General features: G+C 41.2%; 21 protein-coding genes. 15 read left to right on the top strand and 6 right to left on the bottom strand.

All coding sequences use genetic code 11. The features are described 5' to 3' along the window. Positions 1–8: 8 nt before the first annotated feature. From RVY80_RS01700 to RVY80_RS01670, 7 genes are all read left to right on the top strand, one after another. Positions 9–1,619, top strand: coding sequence for a CTP synthase (locus tag RVY80_RS01700; protein ID WP_317329414.1), 1,611 nt, complete (start codon positions 9–11; stop codon positions 1,617–1,619). A gap of 272 nt (positions 1,620–1,891) precedes the next feature. Beyond that, complete coding sequence (locus tag RVY80_RS01695) at positions 1,892–2,314, top strand: redoxin domain-containing protein (protein WP_317329413.1); 423 nt, start codon at positions 1,892–1,894, stop codon at positions 2,312–2,314. A 180-nt stretch (positions 2,315–2,494) separates the two neighbouring features. Beyond that, entirely contained in the window at positions 2,495–2,623 is a 129-nt protein-coding gene (locus RVY80_RS01690) for a hypothetical protein (protein ID WP_295187356.1), read from the top strand. A 238-nt stretch (positions 2,624–2,861) separates the two neighbouring features. Further along, complete coding sequence (ahpC, locus tag RVY80_RS01685) at positions 2,862–3,425, top strand: alkyl hydroperoxide reductase subunit C (protein ID WP_295187359.1); 564 nt, start codon at positions 2,862–2,864, stop codon at positions 3,423–3,425. A gap of 439 nt (positions 3,426–3,864) precedes the next feature. Beyond that, the gene (locus RVY80_RS01680) at positions 3,865–4,314 is read left to right on the top strand and encodes an RrF2 family transcriptional regulator (RefSeq protein WP_317329412.1); all 450 of its coding nucleotides are present in this window, start codon (positions 3,865–3,867) and stop codon (positions 4,312–4,314) included. A 51-nt stretch (positions 4,315–4,365) separates the two neighbouring features. Further along, positions 4,366–5,301 carry a cysteine synthase A gene (gene cysK, locus RVY80_RS01675; protein ID WP_295187366.1) on the top strand — a complete coding sequence of 312 codons (936 nt, stop codon included), beginning with the start codon at positions 4,366–4,368 and terminating at the stop codon, positions 5,299–5,301. A 185-nt stretch (positions 5,302–5,486) separates the two neighbouring features. Continuing rightward, a complete protein-coding gene (locus RVY80_RS01670) occupies positions 5,487–5,996 on the top strand; it encodes a hypothetical protein (RefSeq protein ID WP_317329410.1) in 510 nt (169 codons plus the stop codon). A 100-nt stretch (positions 5,997–6,096) separates the two neighbouring features. Here the strand turns inward: RVY80_RS01670 and RVY80_RS01665 are convergent, their stop codons facing one another. Next, positions 6,097–8,043: a subtype B tannase gene (locus RVY80_RS01665; protein WP_317329409.1), complete on the bottom strand. Its 1,947-nt coding sequence runs from the start codon at positions 8,041–8,043 to the stop codon at positions 6,097–6,099. 325 nt (positions 8,044–8,368) lie between these two features. Here RVY80_RS01665 and RVY80_RS01660 point away from each other — a divergent pair, with 325 nt between their 5' ends. After that, positions 8,369–8,926 (top strand): nitroreductase family protein, encoded by a 558-nt coding sequence (locus tag RVY80_RS01660; protein ID WP_317329408.1) that lies wholly within the window; start codon positions 8,369–8,371, stop codon positions 8,924–8,926. A 224-nt stretch (positions 8,927–9,150) separates the two neighbouring features. On the opposite strand, the gene RVY80_RS01655 is transcribed toward RVY80_RS01660, so the two are convergent. The 4 genes from RVY80_RS01655 to dapF form a co-directional block, all read right to left on the bottom strand. After that, positions 9,151–11,160 carry a PTS fructose transporter subunit IIABC gene (locus tag RVY80_RS01655; protein ID WP_317329406.1) on the bottom strand — a complete coding sequence of 670 codons (2,010 nt, stop codon included), beginning with the start codon at positions 11,158–11,160 and terminating at the stop codon, positions 9,151–9,153. Positions 11,161–11,241: 81 nt separating this feature from the next. Further along, on the bottom strand, positions 11,242–12,156 hold the full coding sequence (gene pfkB / locus RVY80_RS01650; RefSeq protein ID WP_295187378.1) for a 1-phosphofructokinase: 915 nt from the start codon (positions 12,154–12,156) through the stop codon (positions 11,242–11,244). A gap of 102 nt (positions 12,157–12,258) precedes the next feature. Beyond that, positions 12,259–13,656 (bottom strand): Na+/H+ antiporter NhaC family protein, encoded by a 1,398-nt coding sequence (locus tag RVY80_RS01645; RefSeq protein ID WP_317329405.1) that lies wholly within the window; start codon positions 13,654–13,656, stop codon positions 12,259–12,261. Between the two features lie 81 nt (positions 13,657–13,737). Beyond that, a complete protein-coding gene (dapF, locus tag RVY80_RS01640) occupies positions 13,738–14,571 on the bottom strand; it encodes a diaminopimelate epimerase (protein ID WP_295187383.1) in 834 nt (277 codons plus the stop codon). Positions 14,572–14,790: 219 nt separating this feature from the next. Between dapF and ptsP the strand changes: the two genes are divergently transcribed. The 4 genes from ptsP to RVY80_RS01620 all read left to right on the top strand — a co-directional run bounded on the left by ptsP (position 14,791) and on the right by RVY80_RS01620 (position 18,183). Then, complete coding sequence (gene ptsP / locus RVY80_RS01635) at positions 14,791–16,518, top strand: phosphoenolpyruvate--protein phosphotransferase (protein ID WP_295187386.1); 1,728 nt, start codon at positions 14,791–14,793, stop codon at positions 16,516–16,518. Positions 16,519–16,624: 106 nt separating this feature from the next. Beyond that, positions 16,625–16,885 (top strand): HPr family phosphocarrier protein, encoded by a 261-nt coding sequence (locus tag RVY80_RS01630; protein WP_295187388.1) that lies wholly within the window; start codon positions 16,625–16,627, stop codon positions 16,883–16,885. A gap of 99 nt (positions 16,886–16,984) precedes the next feature. Then, positions 16,985–17,248 carry a hypothetical protein gene (locus RVY80_RS01625; RefSeq protein WP_295193295.1) on the top strand — a complete coding sequence of 88 codons (264 nt, stop codon included), beginning with the start codon at positions 16,985–16,987 and terminating at the stop codon, positions 17,246–17,248. A 536-nt stretch (positions 17,249–17,784) separates the two neighbouring features. Beyond that, positions 17,785–18,183, top strand: a complete 399-nt coding sequence (locus RVY80_RS01620) for a hypothetical protein (RefSeq protein ID WP_317329402.1) — start codon at positions 17,785–17,787, stop codon at positions 18,181–18,183. Positions 18,184–18,341: 158 nt separating this feature from the next. On the opposite strand, the gene RVY80_RS01615 is transcribed toward RVY80_RS01620, so the two are convergent. Next, positions 18,342–18,620: a metal-sensing transcriptional repressor gene (locus tag RVY80_RS01615; RefSeq protein WP_295187395.1), complete on the bottom strand. Its 279-nt coding sequence runs from the start codon at positions 18,618–18,620 to the stop codon at positions 18,342–18,344. A gap of 260 nt (positions 18,621–18,880) precedes the next feature. Here RVY80_RS01615 and RVY80_RS01610 point away from each other — a divergent pair, with 260 nt between their 5' ends. The 3 genes from RVY80_RS01610 to argH all read left to right on the top strand — a co-directional run bounded on the left by RVY80_RS01610 (position 18,881) and on the right by argH (position 22,962). Beyond that, the gene (locus RVY80_RS01610; RefSeq protein ID WP_317329401.1) at positions 18,881–19,948 is read left to right on the top strand and encodes a transglycosylase domain-containing protein; all 1,068 of its coding nucleotides are present in this window, start codon (positions 18,881–18,883) and stop codon (positions 19,946–19,948) included. 375 nt (positions 19,949–20,323) lie between these two features. Beyond that, the gene (locus RVY80_RS01605; RefSeq protein WP_317329400.1) at positions 20,324–21,535 is read left to right on the top strand and encodes an argininosuccinate synthase; all 1,212 of its coding nucleotides are present in this window, start codon (positions 20,324–20,326) and stop codon (positions 21,533–21,535) included. Continuing rightward, a complete protein-coding gene (gene argH / locus RVY80_RS01600; protein ID WP_317329399.1) occupies positions 21,535–22,962 on the top strand; it encodes an argininosuccinate lyase in 1,428 nt (475 codons plus the stop codon). The genes RVY80_RS01605 and argH overlap by 1 nt, the downstream gene beginning before the upstream one ends. Positions 22,963–23,173 lie beyond the last annotated feature (211 nt).

The raw sequence follows: 23,173 nt of genomic DNA, 5'->3' as shown, positions 1-23,173 counted from the left end.
GAGGCATCATGGCAACTAAGTATATTTTCGTAACAGGTGGTGTTGTATCTTCTCTTGGTAAAGGTATCACAGCAGCTTCCTTGGGCCGTTTGTTGAAAAACCGTGGTTTCAATGTAACGATTCAAAAATTTGACCCATACATCAATATCGACCCAGGCACTATGAGTCCTTACCAACATGGGGAAGTATTCGTAACTGATGACGGTGCTGAAACTGATCTTGATTTAGGTCACTATGAACGTTTTATAGATATTAACTTGAGTAAACGTTCCAATATCACTGCTGGTAAAGTATATTGGTCTGTTATTAATAAAGAACGTAAAGGTGATTATCTTGGTAGCACAGTACAAGTTATCCCGCACGTAACGAATGAAATCAAACAAAATGTATACCGTGTAGGCAAAGAGGATAATGCTGATGTGGTAATCACTGAAATCGGTGGTACTATCGGGGATATTGAAAGTATGCCTTTCATGGAAGCTATCCGCCAAGTGCGTAAAGATGTAGGCCGTAACGATGTATTGTACATCCACGTTACATTGCTTCCTTACATCAGTGCTGCTGGTGAATTGAAAACAAAACCAACACAACATAGCGTAAAAGAATTGCGCGGTATCGGTATTCAACCAGATATCTTGGTATGCCGTTCCGAAAAACATATCTCTCAAGATATGAAAGAAAAATTAGCATTGTTCTGCGACGTTGATGCTGATGCTATCATCGAAAACCGTACTTGTAACAGCATTTATGAAGTACCATTGATGATGCAAGAAGAAGGCTTAGACAGCATCGTTGTGAAAAAACTAGGTCTTGAAGATCGTCCATGCGATATGGAAGATTGGAAAGGCATGGTTCATAAAATTTCGAACCCAGTACGTGAAATTAACGTTGGTTTAGTTGGTAAATACGTAGCCTTGCATGATGCATACCTTTCTGTAGCAGAAGCATTGAGCCATGCAGGTATTGCTACTGATACAAAAGTAAATATCAAATGGATTGATTCTGAAGAATTAGATGATTATGCCAATGATCCTGCTGAATTGTACAAAGATCTTGATGGTATCGTTGTACCAGGTGGATTTGGCTCCCGTGGTGTAGAAGGAAAAATTCGCACTATCCAATACGCTCGTGAAAACAACATCCCATACCTTGGTTTGTGCCTCGGCATGCAATCTGCAGTAATGGAATTTGCTCGTAACGTATGTGGCCTTGAAGGTGCTACATCTAGTGAATTTGATGAAGAAGCACAATACAAAGTCATCGACTTGATGCCTGACCAAGTAGATGTAGATAAAAAAGGCGGTACAATGCGTCTTGGCATCTACCCATGTAAAACTACTGAAGGCTCTAAAGTACGCGAAGCTTATGGTGAAGATTTGATTTACGAACGTCATCGTCATCGTTATGAATTCAACAATGAATTCCGTCAAATTTTGACAGATAAAGGTCTCGTTATTTCTGGTACATCTCCTGATAATCGTTTGGTGGAATGTGTAGAAGTAAAAGCTCATCCGTTCTTTGTAGGGGTACAGTTCCATCCGGAATTAAAATCCAGACCTACAAAGGCGCATCCACTATTTAAATCCTTTGTGGACGCAATCTTGGAACTAAAAAAATAGTTTTATAAACCGATAGGACCTATATCTTATCTCGACTCGGCTAGAGGGAACCTCTAAGCTCGCTCGACAAGGTATAGGTCCTATCTTGCTTTAAATACATTTTTTGTGATCCGGCGATTCGTGGGGCTAGAGGGGACCTCTAAGCTCGCTCCGATGATTGGTGTTTTTGGTCTCTTTTGTTTTTTCCTTTGATACTATTTTTTTAGAGCTGGTGATTACGTTCGCAAGTCATCTCAAATCGATTTAAATAGTGAAGGTGCGCCTGTAGGTCTGTGATTGATTTTAATTTCGGCGTCACTGTAAAGATGGCGTTACAAGCTGTATATGCTGAATTGCAAGAGGCTGGGGTAGAAGTGTATGCGGTGTCTGTTGATTCTGAATATTCCCATAAGGCCTGGGCTGATGCAGTTGAGGACATAGGTCGCATTCAATATCCAATGGTAGCGGATCAAACACATGCATTGGCAGAATTCTTTGGCGTATATAATGCCAAAACTGGACGCTCTAGTCGAGCTACTTTCATCGTAGATCCAAAGGGCATTATCCAAGCCATTGAGGTTAATAATAATCCTATTGGTCGTTCTACAGAGGAGTTAATTCGCAAGGTGAAAGCCGCGCAATTAATTGCGGCACATGGTGATCATGTATGCCCAGCGAATTGGAAACCTGGCGATGCAGGGTTGAAACGTAAATAAAAATACTAATTGATGAAGATATAACGATATACCTATTTAGAATCCTAGTAACTAGACTGGTAGAAACATTGTTTAGGATATCATTTTATTGATGTAGTTCTTTAATCATAATTGCGATACATTATAATACATAGAATAAGTAATATTAGTGTATTGCTTGGTGCATGTGGAGGTATGAGTATGGAGGTCTATGAAGATCTTTCTTTTGAAAGTGAAGTGTATCTTAAATTGAAAGAAGCCGAAAGTAAAACTGAGCTAAATAAAGCGGGGTATACTACTAGTGAATTATTAGAATCATTAAAGCTATAAGTTCTTTGATTTCAATATAATTGAATAGAGATTTACAATAAGAGGCCGAGCTGAGTCATATATTACATATGTCCACCGGCCTTTTATTGTATAAAAATGATATATCGAAAAATATAAAAATAGTTCTTGCAATATGTATTGATATTTGTTATTATATAGACAAAGGTAGATATGGTTCTACTAACACAGTCTTAAAATTAAATTTTAGTTGCTATATGAATGATAAGGAGGCCCTATAATGGCTATTATTGGACAAGAAATTCCTGATTTTTCCGTACAAGCGTTCCGCAACCCTGAAATCGAAACAGTAACAAAACAAGATGTTCTTGGTAAATGGGCTGTATTCGTATTCTATCCAGCAGATTTCACATTCGTGTGCCCTACTGAATTAGAAGACGTTCAAAATAACTATGCAACATTGCAAGCAGCTGGTGTTGAAGTGTACTCCGTATCCGTTGATTCTGAGTTCGTTCACAAAGCTTGGGCTGATGCATCTCCTAGCATTGGCAAAATCCAATACCCAATGATCGCTGACCAAAAACATGAATTGGCTGATTTCTTTGGTGTATTTGATGAAAGCTCCGCTCGTGCATACCGTGGTACTTTCGTAGTTGATCCTCAAGGTATCGTTCAAACTGCAGAAATCCACAACATGGGTATCGGTCGTTCCGCTGATGAATTAGTTCGTAAAGTACAAGCGGCTCAATTCGTAGCTCAACATGGTGATCAAGTATGTCCTGCACGTTGGAAACCAGGTGCTGATACTTTGAAACCAGGTTTGGATCTTGTAGGTAAACTATAATCCAACCATAACTATACAGGCTAACCTCCTCAATGCGCCTGTATAGGAACATCAACTCAAACTTAACTCAAACTTAACTCAAACACAACTTAAAACAACAACTCAAATTACCGTGAACACTTTGGTCTAAAAGGGTGTGCACGACAAACTCTCTCATATATGCGAGCACCTCCCTCATATTGCTCGTATATAAAATAAAACCTCAATACAACTACAAACTATTACAACAGAAAGCCCTAGCTGTCCTCACAGCTAGGGCTTTTGCTGTTGTTTAAAGCCCAAACTTTATATTACTTTAAAAAGATAGGAGATAACTCTTGCATTTTTTTGATTCATATTCTATAATGAAATAAATCCCTATTGAAATAAAAGGTTTTAGTCGAAGGGCTTTATATATGTGCAGATTCTACATGATTGTCTTTCATAGAAAGGAAATAAAATGAGGATTTCTACTAAAGGTCGCTATGCGTTGATGGTATTGCTAGATTTGGCAGAACAAGCTAGTGACAAGCCAGTATCCTTACGATCCGTAGCAGAACGTCAGGGTATTTCTGAAAAATATTTAGAAGGTATTGTTGCTCGTTTGAGCACAGCTAAATTGGTGGATAGTATTCGCGGTAAGTATGGTGGATATAAACTTTCAAAAGTCCCAAAAGAATATACAGTTATGGAGGTATTGTTAGCTACAGAGGAATCTATGGCTATCATCGCTACATTGGATGAAGGTGTTTCCACAGATACGGTAATTAGTGAAAAAACAGTTGGTTTCTGGGCAGGCCTGCAAAATTACATCCACGACTATTTAGAAGGGGTCACATTGCAAGATATTATTGATGGGACCTATGCAAAATTAGATTCTAAATACGATAACTGGGATGGCTCTATTTAATACATCGTTTATGTACAATAGTTCAAACTATAGAGAAAAGGAGAATTTATTATGTCTAATATAAAAAAATCTTTCGTAGAATTAATTGGTAACACACCTTTATTGGCAGCTACTCGTTTTGGTGCAAAACATGAGGCAAAAGCTAATATTTTAGCTAAATTGGAATACTTCAACCCAGGTGGTTCTGTAAAAGACCGTATCGCAGCAGCAATCATTCAAAACGCTATCCAATCTGGCGAATTACAACCAGGTGGTACCATCGTAGAAGCTACTTCTGGTAACACGGGTATTGGCTTATCCGCAGTAGGCGCAGCCCTTGGTTTCAAAGTTATCATTGTAATGCCTGAAACAATGTCCATAGAACGTCGCAAATTGATGATCGGCTACGGTGCACAATTAGTGTTGACTGATGGTTCCCTTGGTATGAAAGGCGCGATTGCGAAAGCAAAAGAAATCGTAACTGCTACTGCAGGCGCTATCGAAGCAGGTCAATTCGTTAATCCAGCAAACCCTAAAGTTCACTATGAAACTACGGGTCCTGAAATCTGGAGAGACACAGACGGTACTGTAGATATCTTTGTATCTGGTGTTGGTACTGGTGGTACATTGACTGGTACAGGTCGTTTCTTGAAAGAACAAAACCCTGGTGTAAAAGTAGTAGCTGTAGAGCCTAAAGACTCTTCCGTGTTGTCTACTGGCAAACCAGGTCCTCATAAAATCCAAGGTATCGGCGCTGGTTTCATTCCTGATACATTAGATACAAACTTGTATGATGAAATCATCACTGTGGAAAATGAGGATGCATTCCATACAGCACAAGACTTCGGGCATCAAGAAGGTGTACTCGTTGGTATTTCTTCTGGTGCGGCTTTGTGGGCGGCAGCTGAACTGGCTAAACGTCCAGAGAACGAAGGAAAAAATATCGTAGTTATCCTTCCTGATACTGGTGAAAGATATCTTTCCACTGCACTATTCCCTGAAGCTTAATAGATAAAATTACAAACTCCCCAGATATATTTCTGGCCTCCGGAACGCCTAACGGTGTAATGTCGGCTGCGAAGTATATCTGGGGAGTTTTTGCTTTACTAGTGCGCTTTAGGGGATAGTGGCTATGTAGAGTATCTACCATCGGTGTCAGGATGGATGAACTACGTGGGGCGTGGAGGACTGGGGTGAAAAAGGGCAATCTTTATATTCCTAAGGATACAAAAATTGTTTTAGAGTTACAGAATGATGTAAGTTCAAAACGAAATAAAGTAGGGGATACATTTAATTTAAAAACTATTGATAATCTATTGGTAAATGATGTGGTTGCTATCCCAAAAGATACAGTTGTACGTGGTGTTGTTCTTAAATCTAAGAGAAATGGTTTATTTGGCCGTGGTGGTCATTTAGAAGTTGATAGTCCTTCGATTCGTACGATTAATAATATAGATGTTCCACTTAATGGCTATATTAATGGATATGGCTCCGATGATAATGGTGCTGTTGTTGTGGCGGCTGCTGTTACATTAGTAGGCGGATTCTTTATGAAAGGCGAAAACATTTATTATGATAAAAATCAATTGATTGAAGTAGCGGTTCGAGATGATACTGATATTAATGCTACGCCTGAAACATTATTGACTGTAATGGATCCAACTGTACCACAAGGTCAAGGATTAGTGGTAAAACCTAGATAAAACGGCAAAATCCCTATATATACTGCTGGTCTCCGGAACGCCTAACGGTGTAATGTCGACTGTGAAGTATATATAGGGATTTTTTACTTTACTAGTGCTTTTAGAATATTTTCTTTAGTTTGTTTTTTATAGCTTTCACAGTAGGATTCATCCGTGCATCAGAGACGGAGTTGTCCATCCAGTCGAACATTTCCTCTAGGTTATAGTCGCCGCGGTGGCCTATTTCCCATGGTGTTTCCATGTTGACGGAGTAGCCCAGGTTTTGTGCCTTGGTGCCTACAACGATGGGAATAGAGATGGATGTGTTGCTGTCGGCTGTGCCGTAGCGAATGTAGTAATATTTAGCGTTTGTGGCGCCAGTGTTGCCAAGGTAGTTCATAGGATTCATCATTTTAATGATATGATGGTTTGCAATAGCTGGACCTGTCGCGGAGATATCTGTGGTGTCGAATAGGGCGCCATTCACGGTGAAGTGCTCGTAGTCCTTTTTCGTAGTACCGAATAGGTTATTTTCGCCAGCATCATTAGCACGGCTATCGAAGGCACCTGGTGCTTTAGAGCGGCTCACGTGAGCATTGTAGGCTTTCCAATCCACGTCTGTAATTGTGCCGTTAGCATCCTTGATTAGAAAATCGGCAGAGCTAATGTCTGTGCCTTCGGACGCGGCACGGTTGGCAGCTGCAATGATATAGGATTTTACATAGTCCATGAAAGAACCTGTGCCATCGCTATTGAGGGTCAGTGTTTTGCCATTACTATCCTTTAATTTTAGATCGTTGATGTAGTCTGTGTATTGAGCTTTGAGCATATAGGAATAGGAAATATCGCTATCGCTAAGAGTAATCATGTTGGCAGAGTTATTCCTAGATGTATTAGTAGATAGAGCGTTTCCGTCCATTGAAGGCGTACTTGTTGTCGCCACTGCCATAGGTGCCTGTTCTGTAGGTGTGTTACCCATGTCAGCTGTTGGTAATTGCCCCTTGGTTGCGGAGCTTTCACCAGAGCCCGTTTGAGCTAGTGGGACCATGCCACGGCCCATCATAGATTTTTTGTATGTTGTCACATCGTGATAATTCCACTCGTAGGCCATATCGGCGGCATCGAGGTCGGTGATTGGACAGAAGGCCACGACGGCAAAGATGTCTGTGCTTGCATCAGCGGCACCGAGAGCGTTGAGGTATGGACGGTAGTCGCTGTGGTTGCCTGTGGCGCCTAATAATAGGGACACGGCACCGCCAGCGCTAGTACCATTGGAGATGATTTTCGTCGCATCCCCAGGCATACGGCTGTCATTGGAATGAAGGTAGGCTACAGCCGCTTGGAGATCGACGATGACCGCAGGGGCCTTGCCGTAGTATTCACCGGTTGTTTCATTTTTGTTTGTGCGACCACGCGTGGCAGGGGCTGCTACGACATAGCCACGAAAGAGGGCATATGTGGATGCGTCAGTGCCTCCTTCGAGGCTTTTACCAGGAATGGCAGCGGTACTAGGCATATAACCACCGACGGAATTTGGTAAGAAAATAGGCGCCGTTTTCGCGTCGTATTTGCCGACCTTTTTATTTTGGAAATAATCCTCTGGAATGTAGATGTTCATGTATTGGTAGTTCACGTCCACTGGATTGGCCACGTAAGGGATGTTTTCGTACGCTCGGTAAGATACAGTTTTGTTATCTACGGTAGCGGTGCGAGTTTCGTATGTTGCATTAGCATCAAATGTTAAACTATAGTTGGATTGCGTTGTGGCTGATAATGGCACTTCTAGGGGCTGTTCTGTAATTTGACGAGTGGTGCCGACTGGTTGTGTGCTATTTTGAGACTGTTGTGTTGATACTGGCATTTGTGAAATTGTACCGGACGCCAGACCTACAGTGGGGACAGTTATAATCGTGGCATTGGTATCATTAATTTTGGAACTTATAATGGCGTTGTTTGGTGTTGCTGCAGATGCATTGGTTGCGTTAGAGGCTGCCCATACAGGTACGCTACCAGTGATGACTATGGCGCAAGCCAAGGCCGTGATGGAATAGGTTTTAGATAATTTCATGTTGATCTCCCAAAAAATATAATTGAGTCGACATCGGGACTAACTATATTGAGTTCGTAAAAAATCAAAATTCTTATAATACTTTACACTGAAAGTATGAAATCATGGTGAAAGTTCCGTAATATAGCTCTGCCAATAGAGCTTGTTTAATAGCAATAGTATATAGGAGTTTAATTTTTAGATTGTGTAAAATTAAATTGACGAATTTGGTTGTGTAAAATATAATTAATGTATCGAAATAATCGAAATGTAACAGAGAATCAGTAATAATTTAGAAATATTGGGTGCAAGCTCTTGTGATTATTCATTAAATAAGAAGACTAACATGGAATTATTTGAAGCATTAAAAAGAAGATGTAGCATTCGTAGATATACTGGCGAAGTGCCAACGGAACAAGAAATTCAAACTGTGCTAGATACAGCCCTATTATCTCCACAACTTCCTATGCATGATATCCATATTTCTGTCATCACAAATTCAGCGCTATTAAAAGAAGCAGAAGAAAATACAGAGCGCTTTTGCCAGTTAGGTTACCCCACATATAATTACGGAGCAGCTTGCTGGATTTTGATTTCTGGTAAACACCAAACAGAAGGCATGCCAAATACAAACTTCACTGGAGATATGATTCGAACTAACGAATATTGGACATTAGGGAGTATGATTCAAAACATGCAACTTGCTGCTACAAGCATCGGTCTAGGTTCTGTGGCTATGAATATGTCTGTCGTTTCTCTTCGCGACAACCCAGCATTCGCTGAAAAATTAGGTGTACCGAACGGTTATGAACCATTAGGTTCTTTATTACTAGGTAAAACAGAAATTGAATTAAAAGAACGCCAAGTAAAACGTGAAAGCTTACCAATTACATACCTAAAATAAGGGAATTTTTACACTAGTAAACTACTATAATTCAAGACTCTAGTTATCAGGCCTTTCTCTTCGGAGCTAACCATTGCATTATTGGACATTTTGATTACTAGCTTCACGTCGAAAGTATTAAAGGATAAATTAAAATAGCAAAAATATGCCCCTCATTGTAGCGAGCTTGGAGGTCTCCTCCAGCCGAGTCTCAATGAGGGGCATATTTTGCTATGTATCTTATTTTAAGCTTTCACAGGATTTTTCAAAATGGCCAATAATGCACAACCAATCACTGCACCGATGGCAATGGATACTAGGTACATTAATGGATTACCAATTGTTGGTACTACGAAGATCCCACCATGTGGAGCACGCAATGTGCATTCAAAGAACATGGATAAGGCACCTGCTGTACCAGCACCGATGATGCAAGACGGTAATACGCGAATAGGGTCAGCCGCTGCAAATGGGATGGCACCTTCTGTGATGAAGGATAGGCCCATGATGTAGTTTGTAGGACCGGATTTGCGTTCTGCTTCGCTGAAACGATTAGGGAACAATGTAGTACAAAGGGCGATGGCTAATGGAGGAACCATGCCGCCTGCCATTACGGATGCCATGATACCGTATTCACCAGTAGCAAGAGCACCAGTACCGATAACGTAAGCGGCTTTATTGACAGGACCACCCATATCTACGGACATCATAGCGCCGAAGATAAGACCTAAGAGAACACGGCTAGATGTGCCCATAGTTTGAAGGCTTTCCATCAACCAGTTGTTCAAGGCAGATACTGGAGGATTGATGATGAAAGTAATGGCGATACCGATGAACAATACGCCAAGCACTGGGTAGAATAATACAGGTTTTGTACCTTCCAAAGAATCAGGTAAACCAGATACTAATTTTTTGATACCTAATACAAGATAACCAGCTACGAAACCAGCAATTAAGGCACCAAGGAAACCAGAACCACCTTGGTTAGCAAGCATACCACCAACGAAACCAGCAGCAAGACCAGGACGGTCAGCAATACTCATGGCGATGTAACCAGCTAATACGGGAAGCATAAAGCCGAAGGATGTACCGCCGACTTTCATCAAGAAGGCCGCCAATGGAGTACCGGAGCCGAAGCCGGATGGATTGGTAGGATCGAATGTATCAAATAGGAACGCGAGGGCGATGAGGATACCTCCACCGATAACAAATGGAAGCATATGAGATACGCCATTCATCAAATGTTTATAGATTTGACGGCCGATGGTGTCGTTTGCGGAGTCTTCTACTTGTGCTGTATCGTCAGCTATTGCTTGGTATACAGGATTGTCGCCAGACATGGCTTGGGTCAATAATTCTTCAGATTTGTTGATGCCGTTAGCTACTTTCGTCTGGATTAATTGTTTACCGTTGAAGCGTGCCAGTGCTACTTGTTTGTCTGCAGCGATGATGATGCATTTCGCATTGGAGATTTCTTCCGGTGTTAACGCATCTTTGATACCTGCAGCGCCATTTTTTTCTACCTTGAGGGAAATGCCCATTTCTTTGGCTTTGCGTTCGAGGGATTCAGCAGCCATATATGTGTGGGCAATGCCTGTAGGACATGCTGTTACGGCTAAAACATCATATTGGCCTTTTACTTTTCTGGCGGATGGTTTTTCTTCGTTAGCGCCAGTAGTTTCTGCTGTAGCTGTTGCAGCTGTCGCGGCCACTGTTGTGGCGTTGGCAGACATATCATTGGCCACGTCTGTTAGGGTATCTTCAGTTTTAATAAAACCAGGTACAGTTACGTCGAATTTGTCGTTTTCTTTTGCATCGATTAATGCCAAGAAACGTTCTGTAGAATCAGCTGCAATCAATGCTTCTTTGAAATCAGGGTCAATGATCATCGTTGCTAATTTGCTCAATACTTCTACATGTGTATTAGCAGCTCCTTCTGGGGCTGCAATCATGAAGAACAATCGCGCAGGATTACCGTCCAGGCTATCAAAATCGACACCGCCAGGTACGACCATAGCAGAAAGGCCGGCATCTTTTACACCACTAGATTTCGCATGTGGTGTGGCAATGCCTTCCCCAAGTCCTGTGGAACCAGAATTTTCGCGTTCAAATACGGCTTGTAAATACGTATCTTTGTCAGCTAAATGGCCGCCTTTTTCCATTAAATCCCCAAGAATATAAATAGCGTCAATCTTGGTGGCAGGGGCAGCATTGAGCTGAATGGATTGGCTTTTCAGTAAATCCGTAATTTGCATAATGTAACTCCTCTTTCTTACATTGTTACAGTGAATATTTTAAAACTAATACTTGAGTATCATAACCTTTTTATTATACTATTATTTTTTGATTGTTGAAAGTAAGACCTCAACTTCTGGTTTTGTGGCTAAATTCGTAGAGAACGCAGAGGCGGAACCAGTACAGATACCCCAATAGAGGGCCTCTTGCAAATCGCCATTAGATTGTTCGTATCCCGTGATGAAGCCTGCTACCATGGAATCACCAGCCCCAACAGAGTTGATTAAGGTTCCTTTTGGTGCAAGACTTGTGAATACTTGACCGTCTGCACTGATTAGAATAGCACCGTCACCAGCCATGGAGATGAGTACATGCTGTGCTCCCTGGATTTGCAATTCTTTCGCGGCAGCTACTAAATCATCTTGAGTAGATAGGGGGCGACCAAATATTTCAGATAGTTCGTGATTATTTGGTTTAATCAAGAATGGTTTGTATGGTAATACCTTTGTTAATAGATCTTTCGTAGCATCTACGATGATGCGGATATTTTTTGATTCCATGCGTTGCATAATGAGTTCGTACATATCGCTAGGCAAACTGCTTGGGATACTGCCGGCTAGTACAAGAATGTCATTATCTTGCAGAGTATCTAGTTGTGTGTACAATGCTTGTAGTTCGTCATCCGATATGATAGGTCCATGGCCATTAATTTCCGTTTCCTCTGAGGTGGCTTTCACTTTCACATTGATACGCGTGAGACCAGTGCTGAGGCGGATAAATTGTTCGGACACACCGAATTCGCCTAGTTGGCGTACGATTTCATCACCGCTGAATCCGGCGATGAAGCCGAGAGCCGTTGTGTTTATACCAAGATTATTTAGGACAATAGACACATTGATGCCCTTGCCACCGGCGAGAACTAGCTCGTCCTCAGTACGGTTGATTGTACCTGTAGTGAGCGTTGGTAAATGGACGATGTAATCAAGAGAAGGGTTGAAGGTAACCGTATAAATCATGGTTGTTCTCCTTGCAGTTAGAGTAATGAATATATTTGTGCATGGGCCTGAATTGTATCAGGCGCTAGCTAATGGACGTGTAATGTATTCCATGGTACATAGTTACATGGACCGTTTTCGTAATTGGTACCAATGAAATAGAGGTAGTAGATATAGATAAAATGCGAATGGTATATAGCCAGTTAGGGATGTGTCCATCATAACCGTCGGTATCATGGCGGCGATGTTCCATGGAATCATCGGTGCTAATACAATGCCCGTATTTTCAAAATCGAGCATTACATCTTTATCTTGAATCTTGTGTTTCGCATAAGTAATGCGCATGATGGAATGGGTCATAACGGTGGCAATGGATTGGCTACACCCAATGCCGCCAGTAATAATGGATAAAATGACGTTCGCCACGAATATATCGCTCCGTGTTTGGGCGTGTTCCAATAATTGGCGGACGCTAGACCAGAATCCAACGCCGTCGAGCATGCCGGAGATGGCACAGGCCACAAAAATTGATACAGCTGGTTCGGCCATAACCTTGATGCCACCACCGTGAATGATGGTGCTCAATGGATTGTCCACAGGTAATGTAAATCCCCAGAAACTCATGTTGATGAGTTCTAGGACTGAGTGCCCTTGGTATAGATAGGCCAATACGGATGCTGCGAGAGCGCTGAGGCCGATAGGCCAACGAATGGATAGTTTAAATGGCAATAATGCCACGACGATGGCTACCGGTATCCATAACATTGGTGTCATGGTGAATGTGGATGCAATTTGCTCTGTTAGGTTGCTTTCAGCGGTTTCTAGTGGATACATAAAGGATAAAGCCGTATAGAGCACAATGGAAACAAGCAATGCGGGCAAACTGTTCATAAACATAGGTCCGATATTGCGCGGTACTGATGTATGGGTGAGGGCTGCTACGAGGCTCGCACTAGATGATAGCGGGGAATTGCGATCCCCTACATAGGCGCCGGCGATGATGGCCCCGGCCACCATGTCTGCCGGAATGCCACCTGCCTTGGCAATAATAATGAGCACAAGTCCAATGGTACCGACAGTGCCTAATGATGTACCCAAGAGGCCACTCACGAGAGCAGGCAATAGGAAGGCGCATACCACGAAGAGTGACGGTTCTAGAAAACTGAGTCCTACGGATATGATGGTAGGAATCGTACCAGATGCCTGCCACATGGAGGTGAGCCAGCCGATAAGCAAGAAAATTTGGATGACGATAGAGGCGGAAAAGGCCCCTTTTTTTGAAAAATCTATAAGCGTAGACCAATCGTAGCCAGACTGATTGAGCGCATAGGCCATGATGAGCCATACGAAAATGAGCGCAATGGCAATGGAAACACCGTTGGCCACGCATACAACGATGAATATGCAGGAAATGAGTAAGGCCAATAGGGGCAGCCAATTGCTTGGCAAGTGATATCGTTGGCCTAGTAATTGTTTGAGTAGTTGTAACCAATTCATAGTCATACCTAAAAGGGGACTCATATATGTGTTGCAGCTAGTAGCTAGATTCGATTTATAGGAGTGTTCGACTTAGCTATGGCTGTGAATATGAGTCCCAAATAATTAATCGATATTGAGTTCTGTTTCAAATACTTCTTCTGCAGGACCAGTCATAAATACGGTGCTGTCTTCACGATAGCTGATATGTAATGTGCCTAGGTACAATTCTACGTCTACTTCGCGGCCCGTCAGACCTTTTTCGTAGGACATGACTGCGGATGCGCAAGAACCAGTACCGCATGCAAGTGTAGCACCAGCACCGCGTTCCCAAGTACGGACTTTGATATGATGGTCGTTTACAACCTCAACATAGTTGATATTGCTTTTTCGAGGGAATATTGGGTGTGTTTCTAGTTGAGGGCCTTGTGTATGAAGAGCTATTTTTGTTACGTCCTCTACGAATACCTCTGTATGAGGAACACCCATCAATACAGAACTAACAGGGATTATTTCGCCATTCAGTTCCAATGGATAGTCGATGACTTTGTCGATGTTCACATCCATTGGGATATCTTTACTGTTAAAGAATGGTTTTCCCATATCAACGGTTACTAGTGTTACTTTGCCGTTTTCAATGGTCAAACTTGGTTTCATGATACCTGCCAATGTTTCGATGGTGAAAGTATCTGTCGTGATTTGGCCATGTTCATAGGCGTATTTAGAAAAGCATCGGATGGCATTACCACACATTTCTGCCTCACTACCATCAGAATTGATGATACGCATGCGAATATCTGCTACATCAGAAGGTACAACGATAGCAAGGCCATCAGCACCGATACCAGTTTGACGATGGCATAATTTGATAGCTAATTCTGTATAATCTTTGTTTGCACCATTAGGATCAGAGAAAACGACAAAATCATTTCCGAGACCGTGCATCTTTGTTAATTTCATGTAATAAACTCCTTGCTGTATATGGAATATCATATGTACAAAATCATTGAAATCTATTAAATTTAAATTTCGTATTTATTATTATATCATGTTCTATAGAGTCTTGACACGCCCATTATTAGAGTCTTGACACGCCCATTATTTCTTTATTCTTTTACTAATAAATGTTAAAATACAAGATAGAGTTATTTACATTTCATTGAGAAAGGGTAGAGCCACATGCGTATTAAAGGTATCTCTGGTTCCCGCGGTATTGCGGTAGGCAATGTGTACAAATATATACAAGAAGAAATCGTTATTCCTGATTACATTGTGCCAGAGGGCGGAGTCGATCAAGAAATTGCAAAATTTGCCGGTGCTATGGCGGCCACATTAAAGCAATTAGATAATATTCGAAAGAAAACCCTCGATGAAATGGGGCCGGAGGAGGCTGCTATTTTCGAGGCGCATATGCAAATTGCCCAAGATCCATCTTTGTCTGATGGCATCAAAGCGCTTGTAGAATCTGGGGCTATGAATGTGGTGGCAGCAACGGAACAAACCATCAATACCTTCGCGGATATTTTTCTCGGCATGGAGGACCCATACATGCGTGAGCGTGGCGCGGACATCAAGGATATTGGTGATCGTTTGCTTCGTAATATGCTAGGAATGAACCCGCGTGGACTTTCGCACGTGACTGGTGATGTGATTTTGGTGGCTCATGATTTGGCACCATCCGATACGGCATCTTTAGATAAATCCATTGTGAAAGGCATTGTTACCGCAGCTGGCGGTCCGACTAGCCATGCAGCGATTATGGCGCGTACTTTGGAAATTCCAGCCGTTATGGGGCTGGGAGATATTGAGGCTTTCACCAATAGTGAAAGAGCCGTCGTTCTAGGCACAGACGGTGACGTTATCCTAGAACCAACGGACGAAGAATTTGCTAGCTATACACAGAAAGCGGCAGATTTCCAAAAGGAATTGCAATTATTGAAAGAATCTGCCAATTTGCCAGCGGTAACCACCGATGGTCATCACGTGGAATTGTTCGGCAACATCGGTAAAGCGAAAGATAGTAAAAATGCATTAACCATGGGCGCAGCCGGCATCGGTTTATACCGTACTGAATTTCTTTATATGGAAAACGATACATTGCCAACGGAGGACGTGCAATTCGGGGAATATAAAAAGGTTGCGGAACAGATGAAGGGACAGCCTGTCATCATCCGCACCATGGATATCGGTGGCGACAAGGAATTGAAATGCCTTGATTTGCCACATGAAATGAATCCGTTCCTCGGGTATCGTGCTATCCGTATTTCCTTGAATCGTCCAGATATTTTTAAAGTACAATTGCGCGCACTATTGCGTGCGAGTGCATTTGGGGATATTCACATTATGTATCCTATGATTGCCTCTGTTGAGGAAGTTAAAAAAGCGAATGCTATCTTGGACGAATGTAAACAAGAGTTACGTAATGAAAGCAAAGATTTTAACGAAAATATCAAAGTAGGCATCATGATTGAGGTCCCTGCAGCAGCGGTGATATCTCCAATTTTAGTGAAATACGTGGATTTCTTTAGTATTGGTACGAATGATTTGTGTCAATATACATTGGCTGTGGATCGTATGAATGAGAATATCGGTTATCTATACCAACCATTACATCCTGCAGTACTTCGGTTGATTAAAACCGTTATTGATGCCAGCCACGCACAGGGCAAGTTCACGGGCATGTGCGGTGAAATGGGTGGGGACCCGATGGCTACTATGATTCTTCTTGGTCTTGGCCTTGATGAATTCAGTATGACCGCATCCTCCATTCCATTGATTAAAAACATCGTTCGTTCTGTGTCCAAAGCAGAATGTGAGGGTATCGCTGCGAAGGCCCTTGAAATGGATACGGCTGAGGAGATTACGGCTTATGCTAAATCCTTACTAGCCGAAAAAGGTTTAAATTGATACAATAATACTACTATAGAACTGTACAATATCACGTGTTAATACGACGGTTTTCTTGGTGAAAGTCGAGAGACTTTCATTATCACCGATTAGAAAGAGGTTTACTATGAAAGAATTAACAGTTGTAATTACAAACGAATCTGGTTTACATGCTCGTCCAGCCACAACATTTACACAAATGAATGCTAAATTCGCATCCAAATTAACAATTGCTGCAAATGGCAAAACGGCAGATGCTAAATCTATTTTGACAGTATTAACTCTTGGCGCTACAAAAGATACTTCCGTAGTGTTGACAGCTGATGGTCCCGATGAAGAAGAAGCATTGGCTGCAATGAGCAAATTCTTAACAACGAACCACGACTAATAAGTAAAAAATGCGGATATGATTATCTCGTCTCGGCTCCTACGTAAGCTCGCCTCGACAATCATATCCGCATTTTTTTATAACTTTAGCGTGGAGGTGTTGAAGAATTCGCACATTGTGCCGAAGGAACCTGAACGAAAAGGTGTATTCTATTTTGGCCGTTATGGTGTTGTAGCTTATACATCAACGGAAGAGTATCAAAATAGTGATGGTACCATTGCTAGAGATGAAACAAAATATATTACTAAATGGAATCCTGAAACTAAAGAGTTTTATATAACCGGTAAAGAACCAAGAACAATTAAAATCGGTGGTTATGGTATAGGTAGTTATGATCCTTCTGAGGATGCGGATAAATGGTAGAGATATAGTTTGAAAAAAGCTTCTAATAATCAATTTTGATTATTAGAAGCTTTTTTTGGCATATACGTTATATCTGAGGTTAATATTATCTTGTGAAGCGGGCTTAGAGTTTGTCTCTAGCGGAGGATACAAAATAATACGGTCTACCTATATTTTAGGAAGATGTTTATGATGATGCGACTAATATTAGATAATCCCGGGTTCTTTGCATATTCTTGTATTTCAGCTTTGACGGGTTTTGATGAAAGTTTTTGAATAGAGTAATAAAAAGTTTCTTTTTATGGATACTTGCAAATTATTTGTTTTTAATTTGTTCTATTATGAGATTACTCTGTAATGAACTATAGCTAGAATCGTGTGGAACTAGTTGATATTTGACATAAATTGATTAGTTTTATTAATTTGAAGAAGTGTGAGGTTTAAAGGATGAACAAAAAAATCTTAAAAGTATCTGTATTGTTGGCAGTAGGCGCATTATTTGCACCATCTGTTATTATGACTAATGTGGCTGATGGGGTGTATGCGTTTATAGCAAGGTGAATGTTGGGGTTGCCGGCTCTGCACCAGCTTTCAAAGTGGGCGATTCCGTTACATCGGTACGCAATGAGAATGGTGTTAAAACCGACGACATCCAATATGGCAAGATTCAACAAGGTGTCAGCTTGAACTATAACTTGAAAGGCATGACTGGGAGTGATGGGAAATCCGTAAATGCTGTAGTAACTGATAAAGCGGCTACTGAACAAAGTAAATCTCCTGTAGAAACTCGTGTAGCTGTAACAGGTTTCATTAACCAAGGTGCAGATATGCTAGATACTGCTGCATTTTCCTCTGCTGCTGTAGCCAATAGAGCGGCTACTAACAATCCAATTGTAGCGTCCATGGGTGGTCAACGTACGCATATCGAGTCTGGTTCTTACTCTGTAGTCTTTTAAGTTCAATTCAAAATTGTAATTTAGCAAATAAAAAAGCCAGCCATTCACGTTGAATGGTTGGCTTTTTTGCACACACGTTATAGTTGATGTCAATATTGTTTTGTGAACCGAGCTTAGAGCTTGTCTCTCGCCGAGGGGCACAAGACATAGTGACTCAGTTATTTCCCCATGTTTGCGAAACGTTCTACTGCCTTCGTAAAATCTGAAATCGTCTTATCCACATCGCCGTGTTCGATACCATCACGGACACAGTGGTTAATATGTCCTTCTAGTACGACTTGACCGACTTTGTGTAGAGCAGATTTTGCTGCATTGATTTGACTCAGAACATCCTCGCAAGGAATATCTTCATCAATCATGCGATCGATGGCTTGGACTTGGCCTAAAATTTTCTTTAATCTGAGATGCAGATTGTCCGAATCCATACATTGTTTCATAAATACACACGCTCCTTAATAGTTATCAGGGCATTCATCATCTCATCTATTATACATTAAATGGTGGTTTTATGCCAATTTTTAACATATATCATATATGCATAGGTACATCAGGTTAATGGAATATTATGCATGTATCATTTATGACTATCTAGGAGGAACTTTCACAAAATTATGAATAGATGAAAGTCTAGATAGAGTGTGATACAATATAGAAAACTTGTAACAGCTTAGGACACCTGCAAGGTGAAAGTGAATCTATGTTTATAATCAAATCTATCATAAAATTTTTTGTACGTCTTATCTTACTTGTGGTGCTCATTATTGGTGGGATGTATGCGTATGATATGTATAATAGCTCGCAGGGCACGAATCGCCAGAGCGTGGCCCATACCGCGGTAGAACAAACTATCGAGTCCTCGGAGGACGAGTTGAGCCGGACGGACCGGTTGAAACGTCTACTGAATTTACAAGAGGGCGTGCAAAATGCGTTGAATCGTCGAGTTCCTTTTAATGACCGCGTGAAATCTACGGCTATTAGTGAAAGCGCTAAAAAGGCGCTTGTGGCCATCGAGGATAAACGGTTTTACGAACATGGTGCCATTGATCCTATGGGCATTGCTCGTGCACTATATACAAATACGGTAGCTGGTGAAACGCTGGAAGGTGGTAGCACTATTACACAACAATTAGTGAAAAATCTATTCCTTTCATCCAAACGAATTATGTCTCGTAAGGTTGAGGAAGCGGTGATGGCTGTGATGATGGAACATTATTATTCCAAAGACGATATTATCACTATGTATATGAATACTATTTACTATGGTCATGATTATTATGGTATTAAACAAGCTGCCGCAGGGTATTTTAAAACTACCCCGGGACGTCTGACTCTTGCTCAATCTGCTATGCTTGCAGGCCTGCCACAGGCACCAAGTTATTTAGATCCGAAGGTTAATTTCAGGGCCGCTAAGGAGCGCCAATATATTGTATTGATGCAAATGGTTGATCAGGGGATGATTAGCAAGTCTGAAGCAGAATCTGCATTTAAAGAAGAACTAGGCCTGCCAGATGAAATGGACTATGATACATACTTGGAAAGTCGCAATAATAAAAAACTTGATGATTTGGCTGATACTGCTAAAAAAGGTTTAGATACCTTGAAGGAAATAACTTCTAAGTATGGCGGGGCTTCAGATAGCTCTAGTGACTCCAAGTCTTCAAACAATGATTCGGGAACATCTAATAGCTCTAGTGATTCCGATAGCTCTAGCAAATCGAATGCGGATAAACGCGGTGATCGAGCTAAAGGTTATATTGGTGAATGATTTACACGGAATATACAGAATATACAAAAAATGTAACTAAAGAACTCTCTCTATACATAAAAAATGTGTATAAGAGGGTTCTTTTTTCTGTATATAGTAGTTATAAATCAATGTTATTAGACTATAAAGACAGAATATAAATCCTTGTAAATACTGTATTTGATATGTTTTTTAGGGGGTGATGGAATTTTTATAAAAAATACTTGCATAAATATTTGTTCGGGTGTATACTTACATTCGTAGTCAGGTGAACTGAATGTTCACAGACAAAATTATTTTTGTTAGATATAATACATATATACGTAGACGGGACTTTCACCATTGAAAGCATTTTGAGGACGTTTACGCACAGAGTAAAAAGTATGAGGTGTTATCATGGGTAAAGCAAACAAAGTCGTATTGGCATATTCTGGTGGGTTAGATACATCCGTTATCATCCCTTGGTTAAAAGAAAATTATGGTTGTGAAGTTATCGCCGTATGCGTTGATTTGGGTCAACCTGAAGATTATGATGCAGTAGAGAAAAAGGCTATCAAGTCTGGCGCCACAAAAGCATACATCGTGGATGCAAAAGAAGAGTTCGTAGCGGATTATATTTGGCCAACTGTAAAAGCGGGTGCCATTTACGAAGGTAAATATCTATTGGGCACATCTTTCGCTAGACCATTAATCGCAAAAATCTTGGTAGACATTGCCAACAAAGAAGGCGCTGATGCTATCGCACATGGTGCCACCGGTAAAGGTAATGACCAAGTTCGTTTTGAATTGACAATCAAAGCATTGTCCCCTAATACAAAAATCATCGCTCCTTGGCGTGAATGGGAACTGAAATCCCGTGAAGACTGTATGGAATACGCTACTAAACACGATATCCCTGTAGTAGCAACTAAAAAACATCCATATTCCATGGACCAAAACGTATGGCATTTATCCCATGAAGGTGGCGACTTGGAAGATCCAGCAAACGCACCAAAAGACGATGTATACTTGGTAACACATACTCCTGAACAAGCTCCTGATGAAACAGAATATGTAACTGTATCCTTCAAAGAAGGCGTGCCAGTAGCTGTGAATGGCAAAGAAGGCACTCCATTACAATTGCTCGAAGCATTGAACGAAATCGGCGCTAGAAATGGCGTTGGCGTTGTAGATATCGTAGAAAACCGTCTAGTGGGCATGAAATCCCGTGGCGTATACGAAAATCCAGGCGGATCCATCATCATGTACGCACACAGAGAAATGGAATACCTTTGCCTAGACAGAGCTACTTACCACTACAAAGAATTGATTGCTAATAAATACGCTGAACTCGTATATGATGGCATGTGGTTTGCTCCATTGATGAGCGCATTACAAGGTTTCGTTGATGCGACACAACAAACTGTAACTGGGGAAGTAAAATTGAAATTGTACAAAGGCAACATCATTAATGCTGGTGCAACTTCTCCTTACTCCTTGTACAACCAAGAATTCGTTACTTTCGAAGAAGACGAAGTATACAACCAAGCAGATGCTGAAGGGTTCATCAACTTGTTCGGCTTACCTCTAAAAATTAATGCTTTGATGAAAGAAAAGGCAGGTTTATAATGGCTAAACTTTGGGGCGGACGGTTCACAAAGGGCACAGATAAAGCGGTAGAGGATTTTACATCCTCTATCGCTTTTGATGCTAGAATGTACGCAGAAGATATTGCTGGCAGTAAAGCACATGCTAAAATGCTAGCGAAACAAAACATCATATCTCAAAAGGACTGTGACGATATCGTAGCAGGTCTTACAAAAATTAAAGGTCAAATCGATGCAGGGGAATTCCCATTCTCCGTATCCTTAGAGGATATTCATATGAACATCGAAAAACGGTTGACTGACGACATCGGTGAAGCAGGCGGTCGTTTACACACAGGCCGTAGCCGTAATGACCAATGTGCGGTAGATTTGCACATGTATGTACGTAGAGCTGTAACACACATGGGCGAGCTCATCGTAGATATGCAAAAGGCACTTATCGAAGTATCCGAAAAATACAGTGATGTCATCATGCCTGGATATACTCATTTGCAACGGGCGCAACCTGTATTGTTCGCGCATCACATGATGGCCTACTTCTCCATGTTGGAACGTGACTTTGATCGGTTGCCTTTGGTGTTCAAGCATGCAGACATCATGCCGTTAGGCGCTGGTGCTCTAGCGGGTAGCACCTATGGCATTGACCAAACCTATACTCAACAATTACTTGCTTTCTCCCGTATATATGAAAATAGTATGGATGCCGTTAGTGATCGTGATTACGTAGTAGAATTCTTGAGCTTTGCATCCCTTGTGATGATGCATTTGAGCCGTTTAAGTGAAGAACTTATCTTGTGGTCTACGAATGAATTTGGTTTCATTGAGCTAGACGATGCACATTGCACAGGTTCTAGCATTATGCCACAAAAGAAAAATCCTGATGTATGTGAGCTCGTGCGTGGTAAAACAGGCCGCACCTATGGGCACCTACTTGGTCTATTGACGACATTAAAAGGGTTACCTTTGACATACAACAAAGATATGCAAGAGGATAAGGAAGGTATTTTTGATGCCATCGATACCGTAACATTTGCATTGTCTATCAATACAGCTATGCTTCGTGGCATGACTGTAAATGGTAAACGCATGCATGCTGTGTTAAATGATGATTTCTCTAATGCTACTGATATGGCCGATTACTTAGCTAAAAAAGGTGTGCCATTCCGTGAAGCTCATGAAATCGTTGGCTCTGCGGTACAACACTGTATTCAAAAAGGTTGCGTATTGCTAGATTTATCTGTTGATGATTTCAAGGCTATTTCTAGTCATTTTGATGCGGATATTCTAGATGCCATCACTATTGAGGCATGTGTGGCGGGCCGTAATAACTATAGCGGTACTGCCCCTGAATGCGTAGAACGTCAACGCCAAGTGGGGAAACAACTCATCGCTGACGAAGAAGCACAAATTGCGAAATGGACGGCTATTATTACTTCGGTAGAAGAATAATAAGTTTTCTACTATGACATAGCGAGTGGTAACAAGGCGAATTGTTTAGTTTGACAGTCTTAATTGTTGTGCTATAATGAAAACAGAAAGAGTCAACAACGTGTCTAGACGTTAGGCTCATCAAAAAATGGGAAATTGAAAAACCTAACGTGATCTAAGGTACTGGTAATACCAAAGATTGGACGTTAGGTTTTTCGTTTTAAAGTAGGAT

Origin of the sequence: Veillonella absiana, from assembly GCF_032970865.1 — a bacterium.
Classification (GTDB): domain Bacteria; phylum Bacillota; class Negativicutes; order Veillonellales; family Veillonellaceae; genus Veillonella; species Veillonella absiana.
The sequence above is the reverse complement of the archived record's forward strand: the minus strand, read 5'-3'. Positions and strand labels throughout refer to the sequence as shown.